Source organism: Sinimarinibacterium arenosum (assembly GCF_005047655.1).
In the GTDB taxonomy this organism is placed as follows: Bacteria; Pseudomonadota; Gammaproteobacteria; order Nevskiales; family Nevskiaceae; genus Solimonas.
Map to the genome: position 1 here is coordinate 344,340 of NZ_SUKF01000005.1, position 18,883 is coordinate 363,222.

Annotated in this window: 11 protein-coding genes; 9 read left to right on the forward strand and 2 right to left on the reverse strand. The window is 62.4% G+C overall.

The features are described from left to right. Positions 1–457 precede the first annotated feature (457 nt). The 3 genes from metH to E4T66_RS12585 all read left to right on the forward strand — a co-directional run bounded on the left by metH (position 458) and on the right by E4T66_RS12585 (position 7,401). Positions 458–4,255, forward strand: coding sequence for a methionine synthase (gene metH, locus E4T66_RS12575; protein WP_136849392.1), 3,798 nt, complete (start codon positions 458–460; stop codon positions 4,253–4,255). 135 nt (positions 4,256–4,390) lie between these two features. Further along, positions 4,391–6,355 carry an alpha/beta hydrolase family protein gene (locus tag E4T66_RS12580; RefSeq protein WP_136849393.1) on the forward strand — a complete coding sequence of 655 codons (1,965 nt, stop codon included), beginning with the start codon at positions 4,391–4,393 and terminating at the stop codon, positions 6,353–6,355. Between the two features lie 98 nt (positions 6,356–6,453). Next, the gene (locus E4T66_RS12585; protein ID WP_136849394.1) at positions 6,454–7,401 is read left to right on the forward strand and encodes a hypothetical protein; all 948 of its coding nucleotides are present in this window, start codon (positions 6,454–6,456) and stop codon (positions 7,399–7,401) included. A gap of 11 nt (positions 7,402–7,412) precedes the next feature. Here E4T66_RS12585 and E4T66_RS12590 read toward each other — a convergent pair whose 3' ends face one another. Then, complete coding sequence (locus tag E4T66_RS12590) at positions 7,413–8,240, reverse strand: class I SAM-dependent methyltransferase (RefSeq protein ID WP_136849395.1); 828 nt, start codon at positions 8,238–8,240, stop codon at positions 7,413–7,415. Positions 8,241–8,313: 73 nt separating this feature from the next. After that, positions 8,314–8,796, reverse strand: coding sequence for an FKBP-type peptidyl-prolyl cis-trans isomerase (locus tag E4T66_RS12595; RefSeq protein WP_136849396.1), 483 nt, complete (start codon positions 8,794–8,796; stop codon positions 8,314–8,316). Between the two features lie 391 nt (positions 8,797–9,187). Between E4T66_RS12595 and E4T66_RS12600 the strand changes: the two genes are divergently transcribed. The 6 genes from E4T66_RS12600 (at position 9,188) to E4T66_RS12625 (ending at position 18,865) form a co-directional block, all read left to right on the forward strand. After that, entirely contained in the window at positions 9,188–10,291 is a 1,104-nt protein-coding gene (locus E4T66_RS12600) for an efflux RND transporter periplasmic adaptor subunit (protein ID WP_169577604.1), read from the forward strand. A 99-nt stretch (positions 10,292–10,390) separates the two neighbouring features. Then, a complete protein-coding gene (locus E4T66_RS12605) occupies positions 10,391–13,642 on the forward strand; it encodes an efflux RND transporter permease subunit (protein ID WP_136849398.1) in 3,252 nt (1,083 codons plus the stop codon). Then, positions 13,642–16,752 (forward strand): efflux RND transporter permease subunit, encoded by a 3,111-nt coding sequence (locus tag E4T66_RS12610; protein WP_136849399.1) that lies wholly within the window; start codon positions 13,642–13,644, stop codon positions 16,750–16,752. Before E4T66_RS12605 ends, E4T66_RS12610 begins: the two co-directional genes overlap by 1 nt. After that, a complete protein-coding gene (locus E4T66_RS12615; protein WP_136849400.1) occupies positions 16,752–17,084 on the forward strand; it encodes a hypothetical protein in 333 nt (110 codons plus the stop codon). Before E4T66_RS12610 ends, E4T66_RS12615 begins: the two co-directional genes overlap by 1 nt. 42 nt (positions 17,085–17,126) lie before the next feature. Next, positions 17,127–18,596: a M20 family peptidase gene (locus E4T66_RS12620; RefSeq protein WP_136849401.1), complete on the forward strand. Its 1,470-nt coding sequence runs from the start codon at positions 17,127–17,129 to the stop codon at positions 18,594–18,596. Then, a complete protein-coding gene (locus E4T66_RS12625) occupies positions 18,593–18,865 on the forward strand; it encodes a DUF167 domain-containing protein (RefSeq protein WP_136849402.1) in 273 nt (90 codons plus the stop codon). Before E4T66_RS12620 ends, E4T66_RS12625 begins: the two co-directional genes overlap by 4 nt. Positions 18,866–18,883: the final 18 nt, after the last annotated feature.

The following is an 18,883-nucleotide window of genomic DNA, read 5'->3' on the forward strand; positions in this document are numbered from 1 at the left end:
CGGGAACGACTGGTCATGGCAAACCAATCGTTCAATTACATTAGTCAATGTATTTGTGACTGTCAATAATGTTTTGCTGCGACGCAGCGAATGGATATGCAGCAGAACATGCGGAAATCTTTATACGATTGATTTTTATGTGTTTTTTAAGAATTTTCGCCTGAAAAAACCATAAAAAAAGGCCAGACGGAGAGGTCTGGCCTTAGAAACCCGGAGGTTGGGGGTTCCGGGTTGGGGGGAGAGAGTACTGGGCTCTGCGTCGTGAAACCGGGGAAATCTCGCGTTGCAGTGCCGTTGGACATACGGTACGAAAGTCACGCGGCCAGAAGTACGGCATGGGGATGCGAGGCAGGTTTCGGCGGACAAGCGGTGAATCCCCCGCACAGAGCCTGCAGTATCCGCTCATCCGCATAAGCAGATATAATCTTGCTCTCCTATTCATGCACCCGCCCGCCCGATGAAACTGCACCCGTCTCACGCCCAACTCGAAACGCTGCTGCGCCAACGCATTCTGGTCATCGACGGCGCCATGGGCACGATGATTCAGGGCTACCGGCTGGAAGAAGCGGACTACCGCGGCACGCGCTTTGCCGATTGGCCCTCGGACCTCAAAGGCAACAATGATCTGCTGGCACTGACGCAACCGGAAATCATCCGCGAGATCCACAGCAAGTATCTGGAAGCCGGCGCGGACATCATCGAGACCAACAGCTTCAATGCGCAGGTGGTATCGCTGGCGGACTATGGCATGCAGTCGCTGGCCTATGAGCTGAACGTAGCGGCCGCACAGTGTGCTCGCGCCGCGGCCGATGAGTGGACCACCAGAACACCAGACCGCCCCCGCTTTGTCGCCGGCGCACTGGGACCAACGAGTCGCACCTGCAGCATCAGTCCGGACGTCAACGATCCCGGCGCCCGCAACATCAGCTACGACGCCCTGGTGTCAGCGTACGTCGAGCAGACCAACGGCCTGCTCGATGGCGGCGCCGACCTGCTGCTGATCGAAACCATCTTTGACACGCTCAACGCCAAGGCCGCAATTTTTGCCTGCGAAACCGTGTTCGAGCAGCGCGGACAACGCTGGCCGCTGATCCTGTCCGGCACGATCACCGACGCTTCCGGGCGCACGCTTTCAGGCCAGGTCACCGAAGCGTTCTGGAACTCGATCCGTCACGCGCAACCACTGGCGGTGGGACTGAACTGCGCGCTCGGCGGCAAAGACATGCGGCCCTACATTGCCGAGCTATCACGCATCGCCGACTGCTTCATCTCGTGTTACCCCAATGCCGGCCTGCCGAATGCTTTCGGCGAATACGACGAACGCCCACAGGACACCGGGGCAATCCTGCGGGAGTTCGCCGCATCGGGCCTGGTCAATATCGTTGGCGGCTGCTGCGGCACTACACCGCCTCACATTGCCGCGATTGCCGGAGCCGTGGCCGATCAGGCGCCGCGTACGCCGCCGCAGCTGGCACCGGTCTGCCGCCTGTCCGGGCTGGAACCGCTGAACCTGACGCCGGAGTTGAACTTCGTCAACGTCGGCGAGCGCACCAACGTCACCGGCTCGGCAAAGTTCCGCAATCTGATCAAGGACGGCGACTACGCCTCGGCACTCGCCATCGCGCGACAGCAGGTCGATTCCGGCGCGCAAATCATCGACGTCAACATGGACGAGGGCATGCTCGACGGCGTCGCCGCGATGACGCGCTTCCTCAACCTCATCGCGTCCGAGCCCGATATCAGCCGCGTACCACTGATGATCGACTCTTCAAAATGGGAAGTGATCGAAGCCGGCCTGAAGTGCGTGCAGGGCAAGCCGGTGGTGAATTCGATTTCGATGAAGGAAGGCATCGACAAGTTCGTCGAGCAGGCCCGGCTGTGCCGCCAGTACGGCGCCGCGGTCGTCGTCATGGCCTTCGACGAAGACGGCCAGGCCGACAACCTGCAGCGACGCAAGGACATCTGTGGACGCGCCTACAGAATCCTGACCGAGGACGTCGGCTTTCCGGCCGAAGACATCATCTTCGACCCGAACATCTTCGCCGTCGCCACCGGCATCGCCGAACACAACAACTATGGCGTGGACTTCATCGAGGCCACGCGCTGGATCAAGCAGAACCTTCCGGGCGCCAAAGTCTCCGGGGGCGTATCCAACGTCAGCTTCTCGTTCCGCGGCAACAACGCCGTGCGCGAGGCGATCCACTCGGTGTTTCTGTATCACGCGATCAAGGCCGGCATGGACATGGGCATCGTCAACGCCGGCGCGCTGGTGGTCTACGACGAACTCGATCCGGAACTGCGCGAACGTATTGAAGACGTGATTCTGAATCGCCGCGAAGACGGCACCGAGCGCCTGCTCGAAATCGCCGAGCGCTTCCGCGGCGACGGCCAGAAGCAAGCGGTCGAGGACGAAGCCTGGCGCGGGCTGCCGGTGCGCGAGCGCATCAAGCACGCACTGGTCAAAGGCCTCGACGCGCATGTCGAGGCGGACACCGAGGAGCTGCGCGCCGAGCTTTCAGCTGAAGGCAAGCGCCCGATTGAAGTCATCGAAGGTCCGCTGATGGACGGCATGAACGTCGTCGGCGACCTGTTCGGGGCCGGCAAGATGTTCCTGCCGCAGGTGGTCAAGTCCGCGCGCGTGATGAAGAAGGCCGTCGCCTACCTGATTCCGTTCATCGAGGCTGAGAAGAAGCCCGGTGACGTGCAGCAGGCCAAGGGCAAGATCGTCATGGCCACGGTCAAGGGCGACGTGCACGACATCGGCAAGAACATCGTCGGCGTCGTGCTCCAGTGCAACAACTACGATGTCGTCGACCTCGGCGTGATGGTGCCTGCGCAGAAGATCCTCGACACCGCCATCGCCGAGAAAGCCGACATCATCGGGCTGTCCGGCCTGATCACGCCGTCGCTGGACGAGATGGTGAATCTGGCCAAGGAAATGCAGCGCCAGGGATTCACGATTCCCCTGCTGATCGGCGGCGCAACGACTTCTCGCGCGCACACCGCGGTCAAGGTCGACCCGGCGTATGCGGGCCCGGTGGTCTGGGTCAAGGACGCCTCACGTTCGGTGCCGGTCGCCTCCGCGCTGCTGTCGGACGAACAACGCCCGAAGCTGATGGCCGATATCAAGGAAGAGTACGACGGCATTCGTGAGCGTCATGCGTCCAAGGATCGGCAGGAGAAATACCTGCCTATGGCCGCCGCGCGCGCCAACAAGACGCCGATCGACTGGAGCGGATACCGCCCTCCGCGCCCGCACATGCTGCTGCAGCAGACCCGGGATGTCTGCGAGGGTCCGAACTGCGACCATCAGCACCACCGGCAGGCGGTGCAGTATGTGCGCACATTCAAAGACTACCCACTGTCAGAACTGCGCGACTACATCGACTGGCAACCGTTCTTCATTGCGTGGGAGCTCAAGGGTCGTTATCCGGACCTGTTGAACAGTCCCACCACAGGCGAGGCCGCGCGCAAGCTGTTCGCTGACGCGCAGGCCATGCTGGATCGCATCATCGAGGAGAAGTGGCTCAGCGCCAATGGCGTGATCGGCCTGTTCCCCGCAGCGCAGGTCAACGATGACGACATCGAAATCTATGCCGACGAAACCCGCTCGCAGGTGCTGACACGCCTCCACGGCCTGCGGCAGCAAAGTGAGCACCGAGCCGGCGTGCCCAACCGCTGTTTGTCCGATTACATCGCCCCCAAGGGCAGCGGCGTTCCCGACTACATCGGCGCCTTTGCTGTGACCACCGGACTCGGTTGCGCCGAACGCGTCGCTGCTTTCAAGCAGGACAACGACGACTACAACGCGATCCTGCTGGAGTCACTCGCCGACCGCCTGGCCGAGGCCTTCGCCGAACGCCTGCACCAGCGGGTTCGCAAGGAATTCTGGGGCTATGCCCCGGACGAGCATCTCGACAATGACGCACTGATCGCCGAGCGCTATATCGCCGCTGGCGGCGGCATTCGTCCGGCCCCGGGCTATCCCGCCTGCCCCGAGCACAGCGAAAAAGCCACGCTGTGGCAGCTACTCGACGTTCAGAAAAATGCGGACATCCAGCTGACCGAGAGCTACGCGATGTGGCCCGGCGCCGCCGTCAGCGGCTGGTATTTCTCGCATCCGCAGTCACAGTATTTCGTCGTCGGCCGCATCAATCGCGAACAGGTTTCGGACTACGCCGAACGCAAGGGCTGGACCCAGGCAGAAGCCGAAAAATGGCTCGCCCCGAATCTGGGCTACGAACCCGAAGACTGAACCTCCTAATGCTTCCGGCACGCCGAAGGATGGAGTCCGCCGCTCGAGCGGCGAATCGTTGCGCTCGTAACTCGGGAGTTGGGCCCTGCGTGATCGGCTGGCACACTGCGGCTGTCTATCGCAATCAGCCTGCGCATGAAACTGGCCATCGCCTTCTGTGTAGCCGTCTGCCTCACCCCCTGTCTGGCCGCGCCGCCATCGGTGCGCGACTTTGCCCGTCACGCCGAGTTCGGCAAGGCCAAGCTCTCTCCTGACGGCACGCTGCTCGCTGCCACCGTGCCGCGCGGCGATGAAACCCATGTCGCGGTGATTCGCCTCGCCGACATGAAAATCATCGGCAGTCTGCGCGCGCCGGATCATGAGCATGCGGCCGATCTGTGGTGGGTCAGCGACGAACGTATCGTGATCGCCATTGGCTCCAGCGCCGGCCCGCTGGAACAACCGGGCCTGACCGGCGAACTGGTTGCCTCCAACGCTGACGGCTCAGCCAAACGTTATCTGTATGGCTATCGAGGACAATCGGCGACGGGCGCCGGCTCTGGTTCGATCGAGTACGGCTGGGGCTGGATGCTGCACCCTATGATCGATAACAAGGACGATATCTGGATCAAAACAGTCCGTTCAACCAACCCGTATCTGGGCGGCACACTGAGCTACGCCCACCGACTCAACGTCTACACCAGCCGCCGGGACAATGGCGTCGCCGCGCCACTTCCCGGATCGGCCGACTTTCTGGTCGACGACGCCGGCACCCTGAAATTCGCAGTGATCGGCGACGAGAAGACACTTTTTGACCGCACCTTCGCGTACGAGTCCGTGGAGCGCAAATGGCGGGAAATCGGCACCCCACGCAAGGGGCGTTCGCTGATCCCGATTGCAGCAGATTCCGTGACCGGCGCCGCCTACTTCAAGGCGCGTGATCGCAGCAACCGCTACTGCCTGGAGTCGATGAACTCGCAATCCGGAGAACTGTCCCCACTCTCCTGTGACAACGTCGCCGATCTCGACAGCGTTCTGCTTTCGGCCGATCGCAAGCAGCCCTTGGCGGCACGCTATGAACCCGGCAAGCCGGTAACTGACTGGATCAATCCTGAGCACGCCGACGCGGAACTGATCCGCGCGCTGGCGCAGAGCTTCCCTGACCAGGAGGTATCGCCAGTATCGTGGAGCCGCAACGCAGACCGGCTGTTGTTTCTGGTCGACAGCGACCGCAATCCGGGCGAGCTGTACCTCTACGACCGCAAGGTCAACAAGGCACAGTTCGTCTACGCATATCGAAGCTGGATCAATCCGTCGCAGATGGGCGAACGTCGACCCATTTCATTCAAGTCGCGGGACGGCGCCACAATCCACGGCTATCTGACGCTGCCGCCGGGGCGTACGGAAAAGCAGCTTCCGTTGGTGGTCAATCCGCACGGCGGACCTTTCGGCATTCGTGACGGATGGCAGTGGGAAAGTGACCCGCAATTCCTGGCCACTCAGGGCTATGCCGTGCTGCAGGTCAACTTTCGCGGATCGGCCGGCTACGGCAGCAAGCACTACGAAGATGGTCGCGGGCACTGGGGCACGACCATGATCGACGACATCACCGACGGCGTGCATTACCTGACCGAGTCCGGCGTAGTCGACGGGTCGCGTATCTGCATCTATGGCGGTAGCTACGGCGGTTACGCATCCCTGATGAGCGCGGTGCGCGAACCGGACCTCTACCGATGTGTCATCGGCTATGCCGGGGTTTACGATCTGCCAGCCCTAAAACGAAACTCGGATATTCGCCGATCGAAAATGGGGCGCAACTATATGAACCAGTACATCGGTGACGATCCCGATGAACTGGAGGCGCAATCTCCGATCAACCATCTGGAGGCGCTGAAGGCCCCGGTCTTCATCGTCCACGGTGAACTCGACGAGCGTGCACCATTCGATCAAGCCAAACTCCTGCGCAAGGCGATGGACAAGCGCAAGCTCCCGTACGAGTGGATGGTCAAATCCAACGAAGGACACGGCTTCTGGAACGAGGACCATCGCGAAGAGCTGTATACGAAGATGCTGGCCTTCCTGCGTGAACATATCGGCGCTGGCGCACCGATGTCCGATTGAATTGATGAGAACCGAAATAAAATCCTGCTATCCGTCGCAGGTTTCGCTACAGTTCGGAGCGCTGCGGATCCGCGGCAGGCTTCTGGAGAGTGTTTGAAATGGCGCAAGCGAAACGCGACTGGCTCGAGCCACCGGCGTGGTGGAAAAAATGGCGTCCACTGCGCTTGGTGCTGATGGGCACGCTGCTGATCTGCTTTGTCATCGTGATCCGCCCGCTGCTCGATCCGGACGCCCAGTACGTCCGCCAGGAGCGTGCGCCGAAACCAACCCCGGTTGCTGCTACTGACACGCACAATGAGCAGAAAGTGCCATCGGAAGCTACGGCGCCGCCCCCTGAACCAGTGGTGGCAGTGGCAGCCGAACACGAACCCGAGCCCACGGTGATGCCGACGCCCGCGAGCACAGCCCAGCCCACACCAGTGGCTGAGACCAAGGCAGCCCGCGCAGAAACGGAAACCGATTCCACCGAGTCACCCCCAGGGGTTCCGCTTCCGCCCGCGCAGCCGGCTTCTGCATCAGCCGCCGAGCCGACCCCGCCAGCGACGAAGTTCACTGCGCTGGCACCGCCGGTGGACCTTCTCTCACCCTTTCGCAGTTACATGCGCGTTGATGCGGTGATGAGCGATCTGCAACAGGGCGGTTATCTGCCGGCACTGGAATCGAGTCATCAACCGGTGAGCGATGACGTACCGCCTCACGATGTCGACATCATCACCGTGCGTGAATACAAGCATTGGGATCAGAGCGGCCGTCTGGAGATGACCTTCTTCAATGATCGCCTGTACCAGACCGAATTCGAACCCGAAGATGCCGCGTCATACCGGGCACAGCAGCGCAAGTACCTGCCCGAGTTGCCCCGTGAACGTTCAGGGCGCTCTGAAATGACTCGTGGACACCTGCGCATCGCCAGCAGTCTGGATCTGGCGGTCAGCGAGGTCGGGGCAAAACTGCGCAGTCGCGCGTTCCTGCTATGGCAGGACCTGCGGCTGGTACAGCAACGCGAGGAATGGGATCAGCGCTATGCGCTGGAAGCCGTCACCCGCTGAGCTTTCCCCCGCTACAGGGCCGGCTTGACGAACTTCAGGGTCATGCGATCGGACTCGCCAATCGCGGTGTACTTTTCGCGGTCCTTGTCGCCCAGGCGCAGACTCGGCGGCAAGGTCCAGACCCCTTCCGGATGGTTGGTGTCGTCCGCCGGGTTGGCATTGATCTCGCTGCTGTCGGCGCGCTTGAAGCCCGCGGCTTCCGCCAGCTGGATCACATACGCCTCGGTGACATAGCCGCTGCGCTTCATCGTGTCGAGATCCGTACCGGGCCGCGCCCGGTGCTCGACCACACCCAGCGTTCCGCCTGGCTTGAGTGCGTCATAAAACGCCTGGAACATGCGCGTGTCGTAGCCCGCCGCCAGCCAGTTATGCACATTGCGGAACGTCAGTACGAGATCGGCGGTGCCGGCGGGGGCAATCGCCCAGCGGTCCGGCTGTCCCGCAGCGGTGATCTCGACGCGGTCATAAATGCCGGGCAGCGCGGCAAACTTGTCCATCAAGCGCGCATGTGAGCGCTTGACGTAGTCCGAAGCCTTGTCGGTATCGACGACAAAATCGGCGACATACAGTTTTCCGGTCTGCCGCAAATACGGCGCCAGGATTTCGGTATACCACCCGCCGCCCGGCCAGACCTCGACCACCGTCATGTCGGGCCTGACGCCGAAGAAAGTCAGCGTCTCCGCCGGATGCCGCCAGACGTCGCGCGCGACATGCTTGGGATCGCGATGTTCTCCGGCCACCGCCAGCGTCAACGCGGTATCGGCTGGGGCCGACCAAACCGGAGCAGCCGCGGCCAGCCCAAGGGTTGCAACCAGAAGCAAACGAAACGGCAGGCGCATCGGCAGCTCCACTGTCAAATACCGGGGTCGACTTGCGACCCCGTCAGCAGTGCCGGGGTTCCCGGCACAGGCCTCAGTGGTGATGTCCACCCGGGCCGTGCACGTGACCGTGCTCCAGCTCTTCGGTGGTGGCTTCACGCACTTCGGTGATCTCGACGTCAAACGTCAGATGCTCGCCGGCCAGCGGGTGGTTGCCGTCAACCGTGACCAGCTCGTCCGTCACTGCGGTCACAACCACGCGCATCGGACCCTGGCTGCTCTGGGCATTGAACGCCATGCCCGGCTGGATTTCGTCGACGCCCTGAAATGCCTCGCGCGGCACTTCCTGGATCAGACGATCATCGCGCTCGCCATAGGCTTCTGCCGGCGCAACGCGGACATTCAGCTTGTCGCCCACAGCCTTACCGTCGAGCGCCTTTTCCAAGCCGCGGATGATGTTGCCCGCACCGAAAACGAATGCCAGCGGATCACCACCCTGCGAACTGTCGAGCACTTCGCCGCCGTCATTGGTGAGGGTGTAATGAATGTAGACCACGTGCCGATCGGCAACTTGCATGAGAAGCATCCTGATGGAAACAGCGTAAATTGAAGCCGCCGACCCGATTGACGTCGTCGGCGGCCGTTCATGCTAGCAGATGAGGTCAGACCCGCCCGATGCAACCTTTCGGCATGCAATCGCATCCAAATTCCAGTGTCGCCCAGGGGCGGGTCAGCTTATGTATCGCCAAATGAATTATTAGTCGATAAATAATAACGCTCCGAATGCTGATCGTATTCCGCCATAGAGTGGTTGAATCGACCAAAAATGCGCCGCCTCGGCTAACGCGGCCCATCCTTCGATTTGACTGACAGAATAAAGTTTATTTTTTTCAAAGCTTTACTCAATGATCAAAGGCTGGCACAAGTCTTGGTCTATTTGCACACAAATCAAGAATCGGGAGCGATGCATGAAGGCGCAAATCGCGTGGACGCTGGCAGCCATCAGTCTGGCCGGCGTCATATCGGGATGCAGTCAGGGCGAATCCAAGGACAAAGATGCCAAAGAAGAGGCATCGATCCCGGTCGAGATTGCGACGGCAACCCAGGGCGCCATCGAAGCCGCATATCGCGGCACGGCAACCCTGGAGGCGGAAGCCGAAGCGATCGTCAATTCAAAAACCAGCGGCGTGATCGAGTCGATCCAGGTCGAAGAGGGCCAGCGGGTCAGCGCCGGACAGGTGCTTGCGCGTCTGGAAACCGAGCGCCTGCGGCTTGAAGTCGCACGCTCCAAGGCAAGCCTTGACCAGCTGGAGCAGGACTTCAAGCGCAACGCCTCGGTGTACCAGCGCAATCTGGTGTCACGCGAAGCCTACGAACGCTCGAAGTTCGAGCTGGATGGCGCACGCGCCGCCTACGATCTGGCACGTCTGGCGCTGGATGAATCCGAGATCAAGTCGCCGTTTTCAGGCGTGGTGTCGCTGCGCTACATCAAGGTTGGCAACATGATTCAGGCCGGCAGCCCGGCATTTCGGGTGACCAAGATGGACAGCCTGCAGGCACAGATCTACGTACCCGAACGTGACATCTACAAACTCGCCGCTGGCCAGTCGACCACGCTGACCGTCGACGCTTGGCCACAGAAGACCTTCAAGGGCTCGATCCTGCGCGTCAATCCGGTGGTCGACGCCAGCACGGGCACGGTCAAGGTCACCGTGGCGATGGCACCCGAACAGCCCGAGCTCAAACCCGGCATGTTCGGCCGCGTCGAGATTCTGTACGACCGCCGTGAAAATGCCCTGCTGATTCCCAAGGACGCCGTGTTGACCGAGGACGCCCAGCAAAGCGTGTTCGTCGTAACCGAGGGGCGCGCCCACCGTCGCACCATCAAGGTCGGCTACAGCGATGCGGAGCACTACGAAGTCGTCGATGGACTCAAGGTGGGCGATCAGCTGGTGGTCACCGGACAGGCGAGCCTGAAGGACGACAGCAAGATTGAAATCGTCAACGCGCCCGAAGCGGTTCCGCCGGAGAAGGCGCCATCAGTGGCGGCAACCGCCGGCGACGCCGGCTAACGCCGTCCACGTAGCGCCTTCAGCCCGTTCACCGATCAGGCATCGCACAGGGGGAATGCCGCCATCCGCACGCAGTGACGCGCGGTGACGGCAGCGAATATGAAATTCATCGAATTCTGCACACGCCGTCCGGTTGCCATCAGCATGCTGACGTTTGCCGTGCTGCTGTTCGGCATGGTCGCGCAGTCGCGCCTGGAAGTGACCCTGCTGCCGGATCTGTCATATCCGACGCTGACCATCCGCACCGAGCTGCCCGGCGCGGCCCCGGAGGAAGTCGAGACGCTGCTGTCCAAGCCGCTCGAAGAAGCGGTCGGCGTGATCCGCAACGTGCGCCAGGTACGGTCCACATCGTTGGCCGAGCGCAGCGACGTCACCCTGGAGTTCAACTGGGGCACGCAGATGGACTTCGCGGTGCTCGACGTTCGCGAGAAGATCGACGCGCTGGATCTGCCGAAGGAAGCCGGCCGTCCGATCGTGCTGCGCTTCGATCCGACGCAGGATCCGATCATGCGCTATGCGCTGGCCTTGAAGCCGACCAAGGACGGCGCGCAGAGGCCGGCGGACGAAACCGCACTGAAACATCTGCGTCGCGTCGCCGAAGACGTGGTGCAGAAGCCGATGGAGGGCGTCGAAGGCGTCGCCGCGGTCAAGATCAGCGGCGGCCTCGAAGACGAAGTCCAGGTGCTGGTCGACGTCGGCAAGCTCGCACAGTTCAATCTGACGCTGGAGCAGGTCGCCAATCGCCTCAGCGCAGAGAACGCCAACATCTCCGGCGGCCGCGTCGAACAGGGTGCTGCGAGTTATCTGGTGCGCACGCTGAACCAGTTCAAGTCGCTGGATGAAATGCGGGACACGATTCTGCTGACCCGCAGCGATCGCTCGGTCTACCTGAAAGACGTCGCCGAAGTGCGTGCAGGCTTCAAGGAGCGCGAGGCGATCATCCGTATCGATGGCGCCGAAGCGGTCGAAATCTCCATGTACAAGGAAGGTGACGGCAATACCGTGTCGGTCGCCGAACGCATCCGCAGCCGCGTCGAGCAGCTGCAGAAACAGCTGCCGCCAGACATTGAATTGCGGCCTCTGTACGATCAGTCGGTCTTCATCAAGCAGGCGATCGACCAGGTCAAGAGCGCCGGACTGGAAGGTGGCCTGCTCGCAATCCTGGTGCTGTTCCTGTTCCTGCGCAACGCGTGGACCACCTCGATCGTTGCTATCGCGATTCCGATCTCCGTGATCGCCACCTTCAACGTGATGTACGCCAGCGGCATGTCGCTGAACATCATGTCCCTGGGCGGCATCGCCCTGGCAATCGGCATGCTGGTTGACGACGCCATCGTCGTGCTGGAAAACATCCACCGCCACCACGAACGCGGACTGGAACTGCACGAGGCCTCGGTGATCGGCGCGTCCGAAGTGGCCGGCGCGGTCACCGCTTCGACCCTGACAACTGTCGCGGTGTTCTTCCCGATGGTGTTCGTGCAAGGCATTGCCGGGCAGCTGTTCAGCGATCAGGCCTTGGTGGTCAGTGGCGCACTGGCGTTTTCGCTGATCGTGTCACTGACCCTGATTCCGACCATGGCATCGCGCGCAGCGCGTTCGAAGCCGGTCATTCCAGCGACACCGATCGTCGAGGGACGTGGACGCATCCGCACCGGCGTGTCGAAGCTTCGCTATGGGGCGCTGGAGGGATTTCCGGCCCTGCTGCTGTGGCCGTTCGTGCAAGTGTTCCGCCTGCTGGGCCTGATGCTCGGCCTGATCCTGCGCCCGATTGCAGCCGTATGGCAGCACCTGTTTGGCTGGCTGGAAATGCGTTACGTGCCCGTATTGCAATGGTCGCTGCAGCATCGTGTCGTCGTGCTCGGCGTCGCCGGCCTGCTGCTGGCGCTGACCCTGGCATTACTTCCCCGCATCGGCGTCGAGCTGATACCGCCGTTCAACCAGGGTGAATTCCGCGCAGAAATCCAGCTGCCGCCGGGAACCCCGCTGGATCGCACTGATGCGGTACTTCAGGGCGTGAATCGTTCGCTGGACAGCGTCGAGTCGATCAAACCGGTGATCAAGGCCGCGTACACCGTGGCCGGCACCGGCAACCGCCTGGACGCCAATCCCGAAACCGGCGGCGAAAACTCCGGCACCGTCAACATCGTGCTCGAGCCCTCAGCGTTCTCCCGCGAGGGCGAGGTGATCGACGCGCTGTCTCCGCGCATCGCCAAGGTGCCGGGAGCGAGTTTCAAATACACGCGCCCGACGCTGTTCACGCTGAAGACGCCGCTGGAAGTGGAACTTGCCGGCTACGATCTCGACGCCCTTCAGCGCTATTCCGAGGCACTGCGCAACCGCATGCTGGCATCCGACCGCTTCACCGAGGTCGATACCACGCTGATCCCCGGCCATCCGGAAATCCAGGTGCTGTTCGACCAGGAACGCGCAGCCAATCTCGGCCTCGATACTGCCGTGCTGGCCGACCGCGTCTCACGCGCGGTGCGCGGCAACATCGCCACGCGCTATCGCATCGGTGATCGCGAGATCGACGTGCTGGTTCGCGGCAGTGAAGACAGCCGTACCAGTCTGGATGCCGTGCGCAATCTGCTGGTGAACCCGGAAGCCGAACAGCCGGTGCGCCTGTCGTCGGTCGCCGAAGTGCGCCTGAAAAGCGGCCCCAGCGAAATCCGCCGCGTCGATCAGCAGCGCGTGATCATGGTGTCGGCCAATCTCGCATACGGCGATCTGGGTGACGGCGTCACAGAGCTGGAGCACATGATCGCGGACCTGCGCCTGCCAGAGACCATCAGCGCCGATGTCGCCGGTCAGAGCGAGGAGATGAACGTGTCGTTCCGCTCGCTGCAGATGGCATTGGCTCTGGCGGTGTTTCTGGTCTATCTGGTGATGGCCTCGCAGTTCGAATCGCTGGTGCATCCCTTCGTGATCCTGTTCACGATCCCGCTCGCCGCAATCGGTGCGATTCTGTCGCTGTACATCACCGGTTCGGTCATCAACGTTGTCGCGCTGATCGGCATGATCGTGCTGGCCGGGATCGTGGTGAAGAACGGCATCGTGCTGATCGATCTGGCAAATCGCCTGCGCCACGAAGGACACGACGCGCACACCGCGATCATCGAAGCCGGGCGCTCGCGCCTGCGGCCGATTCTGATGACCACCCTGACCACGGTGCTGGGCCTGCTGCCGATGGCAATCGGGGCCGGTGAAGGCGCTGAAGTGCGCCAGCCAATGGCGATCACGGTCATCGGCGGCCTGACCGTCTCGACCTTGCTCACGCTGGTGGTGATCCCGGTGATGTACACGCTGATGGAGCGTGGCAGCGCGCCGGAAAATCCGGAGAACCTCGCGTGATGAACCTGACACAGCTGTCACTGAAGCGGCCGGTCACGGTGGCGATGTTCTTCGTCTGCATGACGGTGATCGGCATGATCGCCGGACAACGGCTGCCGCTGGAGTTCCTGCCGGATATCGAGTTCCCCGGCCTGTTCGTCGAGGTGCCGTATCGCAACTCGACACCGGAGGAAGTCGAGCGCCGCATCACGCGACCGATCGAGGAAGCGTTGGCCACCCTGCCCGGCATCGAACGCATGCATTCGGAATCCACCGACAGCGGCGCCAACGTCTTTCTGCAGTTCGACTGGGGGCAGGACCTGGCAATCAAGGGCGTCGAGGCGCGCGACAAGATCGACTCGGTCCGCAACAGCCTGCCGCAGGAGCTGGAACGCATTCAGGTGCACAAGTTCGAGGCCGGCAGCATTCCGGTGCTGACCTTGCGCGTGTCGGCTGAACGCGACCTGTCGAATGCCTACGACATGCTCGAGCGCAATCTCAAGCGCCGGCTCGAACGCCTGCCCGGCATATCCAAGGTCGAGCTCTACGGGGTTGAGCCCAAGGAAGTCCGCATCGAACTGGCCGCCGACCGTGTCGCCGCACACGGCATTGATCTGCGCGAGCTGGGCAAAACCCTGCAAAAGGCCAATTTCGCGCTGACTGCCGGCGACTATGTCGAAGCCGGCAAGCGCTACTACGTCAAACCGGAAGGCCGTTTCGAGTCGCTGGACGCGATCCGCGCCGTCGTCATCGACCGTCGCGGCCTGCGCCTCGGTGACATCGCCGACGTCGAGTACACAGACCCGGTACGCACCTACGGCCGTCACCTCGATGGTCACTACGCAATCGGCCTGAATATCTTCAAGGAAACCGGCGCCAACATGGTTGAAGTCGCCGACCGTGCGATGGCCGAACTCGACGCCGTCCGCGCGCTGCCGGAGATGGCGGGAATTTCGCTGTACGTGATGGATAACACCGCCGACGCTGTGCGCAAGTCACTGGACGATCTGGTGCAGGCCGGCCTGATCGGCGCCCTGCTGTCGATCATCGTGCTGTACGCATTCCTGCGCGACTGGAAGATGACCGCGATCGTCACCAGTGCGGTGCCGCTGTCGCTGATGATCACCCTCGCAGCGATGTACTTCCTCGGCTTCTCGCTGAACATCCTGACCCTGATGGGTCTGATGCTGTCGGTCGGCATGCTGGTCGACAACTCCGTGGTGGTCACCGAGTCGATCTTTTCCGAACGCAGCCGCAATGCCGATCCAGTGTCGGCAACACTCAACGGCGTGCGCGGCGTCGCGCTGGCAGTCGCGCTCGGCACACTGACCACGGCCATCGTGTTCCTGCCCAACGTGTTCGGCGTGCAGAACGAGATCACGATTTATCTCTCGCACGTGGCGGTGACGATCTGCGTGTCGCTGGCGGCGTCGCTATTGATCGCGCTGACCTTGATCCCACAGCTGACCACGCGCTTTCGCAGCGAATCAAACAACAGCGGCGGGCGCTGGATCGAGCGTCTGGCTCACGCCTACGCACGCGTGCTCGGCTGGACTCTTCGACATCCGGCCTGGACGGGTCTGTTCATTGTGCTGACGCTGGCGAGCGTCGCAGTCCCGGCCGCGCTGGTGAAGCAGGACATGTTCCCCGAGGACTCCGGCAAGCGCCTGTTTCTGCGCTACAACGTCAACAGTGTCTACAGTCTGTCCAAAGTCGAAGAAGCGGTGAACACCGTTGAGGCCTATCTGTTCAAGAACAAGGAGCGCTTCGAGATCGAATCGGTCTATACCTATTTCGACCTGGGTCGCGCCGAGTCCAGCATCATCCTCAAAGACCCTGATCAACTGAGCCAGAAACCGAAGCAGATCCGCGACGAGATCCGCAAAGGACTGCCGAAGATTGCAATCGGCGATCCGAGCTTTGAAGAAAACCGGCAGGGCTCGGGAGAAAAACTCTCGGTACAGATTTTCGGCGAGTCCAGCGAATACCTGCGCGACGTCGCCCGCGAGGCCGAGCGCGTGATGCGCCAGATTCCGGGCCTCACCGACGTGCGCCTGAACACCACCGCCGAGGACTGGGAGGTCCGCGTCCGTGTCGATCGCGACAAGGCACGGCTGTACGAACTGTCGAGCCAGGACGTTGCCGAGGTGGTTGCCGGTGCAATGCGCGGCGTGCAGCTGCGTCCTTATCGCACACCGACCGGCGAAGTCGAGATGGTGCTGCAGTTCCGCCGTGAGGACCGCCTCAACCTCGACGCGCTGCGTGCACTGCCGGTGGTCACACCCAAGGGCGAGCGTGTGACCCTGTCAACCCTGGCCGAACTGTCGATCGGCGATGTGCCCGGCAAGATCGAGCGCGACGATCGCCACACCGCGCTGACCATCGACTTCGGCACAGCCGAAGGCACCACCGCGGAGGATGCGCGCAAGCATGTGCGCGAGACGCTAGACCAGATGCAGTTTCCGCCCGGGTATTCCTGGGGCTACGGTCGCGCCTTCGACGACGACCAGGAAAGCATGCAGACGATGGTGCAGAACATGTTGCTGGCGATCGCCTGCATCTACATCGTGATGGCTGCTCTGTTCGAATCGGTGCTGGCACCGACTGCGATCATCAGCAGCATCCTGTTTTCCTTCATCGGCGTGTTCTGGTTCTTCCTCGCCACCGGCACCGACTTCTCGTTCATGGCGATGATCGGCATGCTGGTGTTGATGGGCGTCGTGGTCAACAACGGCATCGTGCTGATCGACCACATCAACCAGCTGCGTGAACGCGGCATCGACCGCCGCGAAGCGGTGCTGCACGGCTCGCGCGACCGCCTGCGTCCGATCCTGATGACCGCCGCCACCACGGTGCTCGGCATGGTGCCGCTGGCGCTGAACGACACCACCCTGGGCGGCAACGGTCCGGCCTACTTCCCGATGGCGCGCGCGATCATCGGCGGCCTGGTGTTCGCAACCTTCATCTCGCTGCTGGTGCTGCCGACGATTTATCTGGCGTTGGAGGACATGGGTCACTGGGGGCGCCGCACGCTGCACCGCGCACGCCACTGGTGGCCGCGCCCGCCTGGCGCGGCAGCGGCGCGAACCCGCATGACTTCAACTCCACACGCCTCGACCGGAGACCTCTAATGGAAGCCGTCTACCAACCCCGCCGCGATGGCAGTGTCCTCCTGGGATGCATCGTCATGCTGCTGCTGAACCTGCTGCTGTTCTGGCTACCGGTCGTCGGCACCCTGACGGCCGGCGTGGTCGGCGGCTGGATCGCCGGCGGCGTTGGCAAAGCCTTGACCGCCGCGGCGCTGCCCGCGCTGCTGCTGGGCATTTCGATCTTCGCGCTGACCACGTTGTTCACCGGCATGCCGATGATTGCCATGGTCGCCGGCATGGGCGTCGCGATGCTGGCCATGATGCAGATCGGCACCTTGCTGATCGGCGCGATGATCGGCGGCCTGTTTGCCTGATCCGGAGCTGCAACAACGGTAACGAGCCGTTACGCTACGCCGATGAAAAAATGGATCATCGGCACAGTTCTCCTCTTGATTGTTCTGGCTGCAGTGATGGTGTTGCGCGCGACACGCCTGCAGTCTCCGCCACCGCTCGCTGCGGCAATCGAGCCCGTGCCGCTGGACGAGGATGAACTGGCGCAGCGTCTCGCGCAGGGTCTGCGGGTTGCGACCGTGTCCGACCCGGAAGGCGCCCCCGACGCCGGCCCGACCCTGCTGAGGTTCCATCAGCTGTTGCGCACGCTGTTCCCCAACGTGCACGCCAAGCTGCAGGTCGAGCAGGTCAACAACTACAGCCTGCTCTACACCTGGAAAGGAGCGGATCCGTCGTTGCCGCCGGTCTTGCTGGCGGCGCACATGGACGTGGTCCCGATCGAACCCGGCACCGAAACCCAATGGAGCCACCCGCCATTTGACGGCGTCATCGCTGACGGCTACATCTGGGGACGTGGCACGCTGGACGACAAGTCCTGCCTGATGGGCATCATGGAGGCCGTTGAAAAGCTGAGCTCGGAAGGCTTTGAGCCCCAGCGCACGATCTATCTGGCATTCGGCCATGACGAGGAAATCGGCGGCAAGAACGGTGCGACACAGATTGCGGCGACGCTGCAGAAGCGCGGCGTGCATCTGGAATTCACGCTCGACGAAGGCAGCGCGATCATGCAGGGCATCATTGCCGGCATCGAGCCGCCAGTCGCGGCGATCATGGCCGGCGAGAAGGGCTACATCACCTTCAAACTCGGCCTGAAGGGTCACGGCGGTCATTCGTCGATGCCGGGCAAGGACATGGTGGTCCCGCGGTTGGCGCGGGCGATCACGCGGCTCGACGCGCATCCGCTGCCGCCCCGCCTGACGCCTCCGGTGGCAACGATGCTCGAACGCCTCGCACCGGAGATGCCGTTTGCCGCACGCCTGATGATCGCCAACCGCGCGGTGTTCGAGCCACTGCTGCTACAGGTGCTTTCGGATACGCCAATCACCAGCGCGCTGATTCACACGACCCAGGCGATCACGGTGTTCCGCGGTGGCGTCAAGGACAATGTGTTGCCGTCTGAAGCCTACGCGCTGGTCAACTATCGCCTGCTGCCCGGCGACACCATCGAAAGGGTCCGCCAGCACATCGTTGAAGCGATCGACGACGATGCAGTGGAAGTCGCGCCGACCGCGGAGTTCGGCAATGAGGCGCCGCCGCTGTCGGACCCGAGCGCGCCACAGTTCGACGTCATCGCGCGCAGCGTCGCCCAGGTGTTTCCGCAGGCTCTGATCTCCAGCGGCATCATCATGGCCACCACCGACAATCGCCACTATGCGGCGCTTCGGGATCAGGCCTACTACTTCGCACCGTTCTTCTATCGGCCCGACGACCAGACGCGCATTCACGGCACCGATGAGCGCATCGGCGTCGCCGACTACGCCAACATGGTTCGTTTCTATCGCCAGGTCATCACCAACAGCAGCGCCGCTCGATGAGCGGACGCCTGACGTTGAAGGTCGCACCCAAGGCCGGGCGCAATGCGGTGACCGGCTGGCACGACGGACAGCTGAAAGTCTCGGTCACGGCGGCGCCCGACAAGGGCAAGGCGAACCAGGCCGTGGTCGAACTGATGGCCAAGATCCTGGACGTACCGAAGTCGACGATCAGCATCGTTCGCGGCCAGACCAGCACACAGAAAGTGATCGAAATCAACGGGCTCGACGACGGGGAAGTCCTCAGGCGGGCGCACGCGGCAACTTCGTAGACTGGTGGTTTGGGGTCC

Coding starts and splice junctions, on each gene's coding strand:
- metH (WP_136849392.1), top strand. CDS start 458: ATGAAACTGCACCCGTCTCACGCCCAACTCGAAACGCTGCTGCGCCAA.
- E4T66_RS12580 (WP_136849393.1), top strand. CDS start 4,391: ATGAAACTGGCCATCGCCTTCTGTGTAGCCGTCTGCCTCACCCCCTGT.
- E4T66_RS12585 (WP_136849394.1), top strand. CDS start 6,454: ATGGCGCAAGCGAAACGCGACTGGCTCGAGCCACCGGCGTGGTGGAAA.
- E4T66_RS12590 (WP_136849395.1), bottom strand. CDS start 8,240: ATGCGCCTGCCGTTTCGTTTGCTTCTGGTTGCAACCCTTGGGCTGGCC.
- E4T66_RS12595 (WP_136849396.1), bottom strand. CDS start 8,796: ATGCAAGTTGCCGATCGGCACGTGGTCTACATTCATTACACCCTCACC.
- E4T66_RS12600 (WP_169577604.1), top strand. CDS start 9,188: ATGAAGGCGCAAATCGCGTGGACGCTGGCAGCCATCAGTCTGGCCGGC.
- E4T66_RS12605 (WP_136849398.1), top strand. CDS start 10,391: ATGAAATTCATCGAATTCTGCACACGCCGTCCGGTTGCCATCAGCATG.
- E4T66_RS12610 (WP_136849399.1), top strand. CDS start 13,642: ATGAACCTGACACAGCTGTCACTGAAGCGGCCGGTCACGGTGGCGATG.
- E4T66_RS12615 (WP_136849400.1), top strand. CDS start 16,752: ATGGAAGCCGTCTACCAACCCCGCCGCGATGGCAGTGTCCTCCTGGGA.
- E4T66_RS12620 (WP_136849401.1), top strand. CDS start 17,127: ATGAAAAAATGGATCATCGGCACAGTTCTCCTCTTGATTGTTCTGGCT.
- E4T66_RS12625 (WP_136849402.1), top strand. CDS start 18,593: ATGAGCGGACGCCTGACGTTGAAGGTCGCACCCAAGGCCGGGCGCAAT.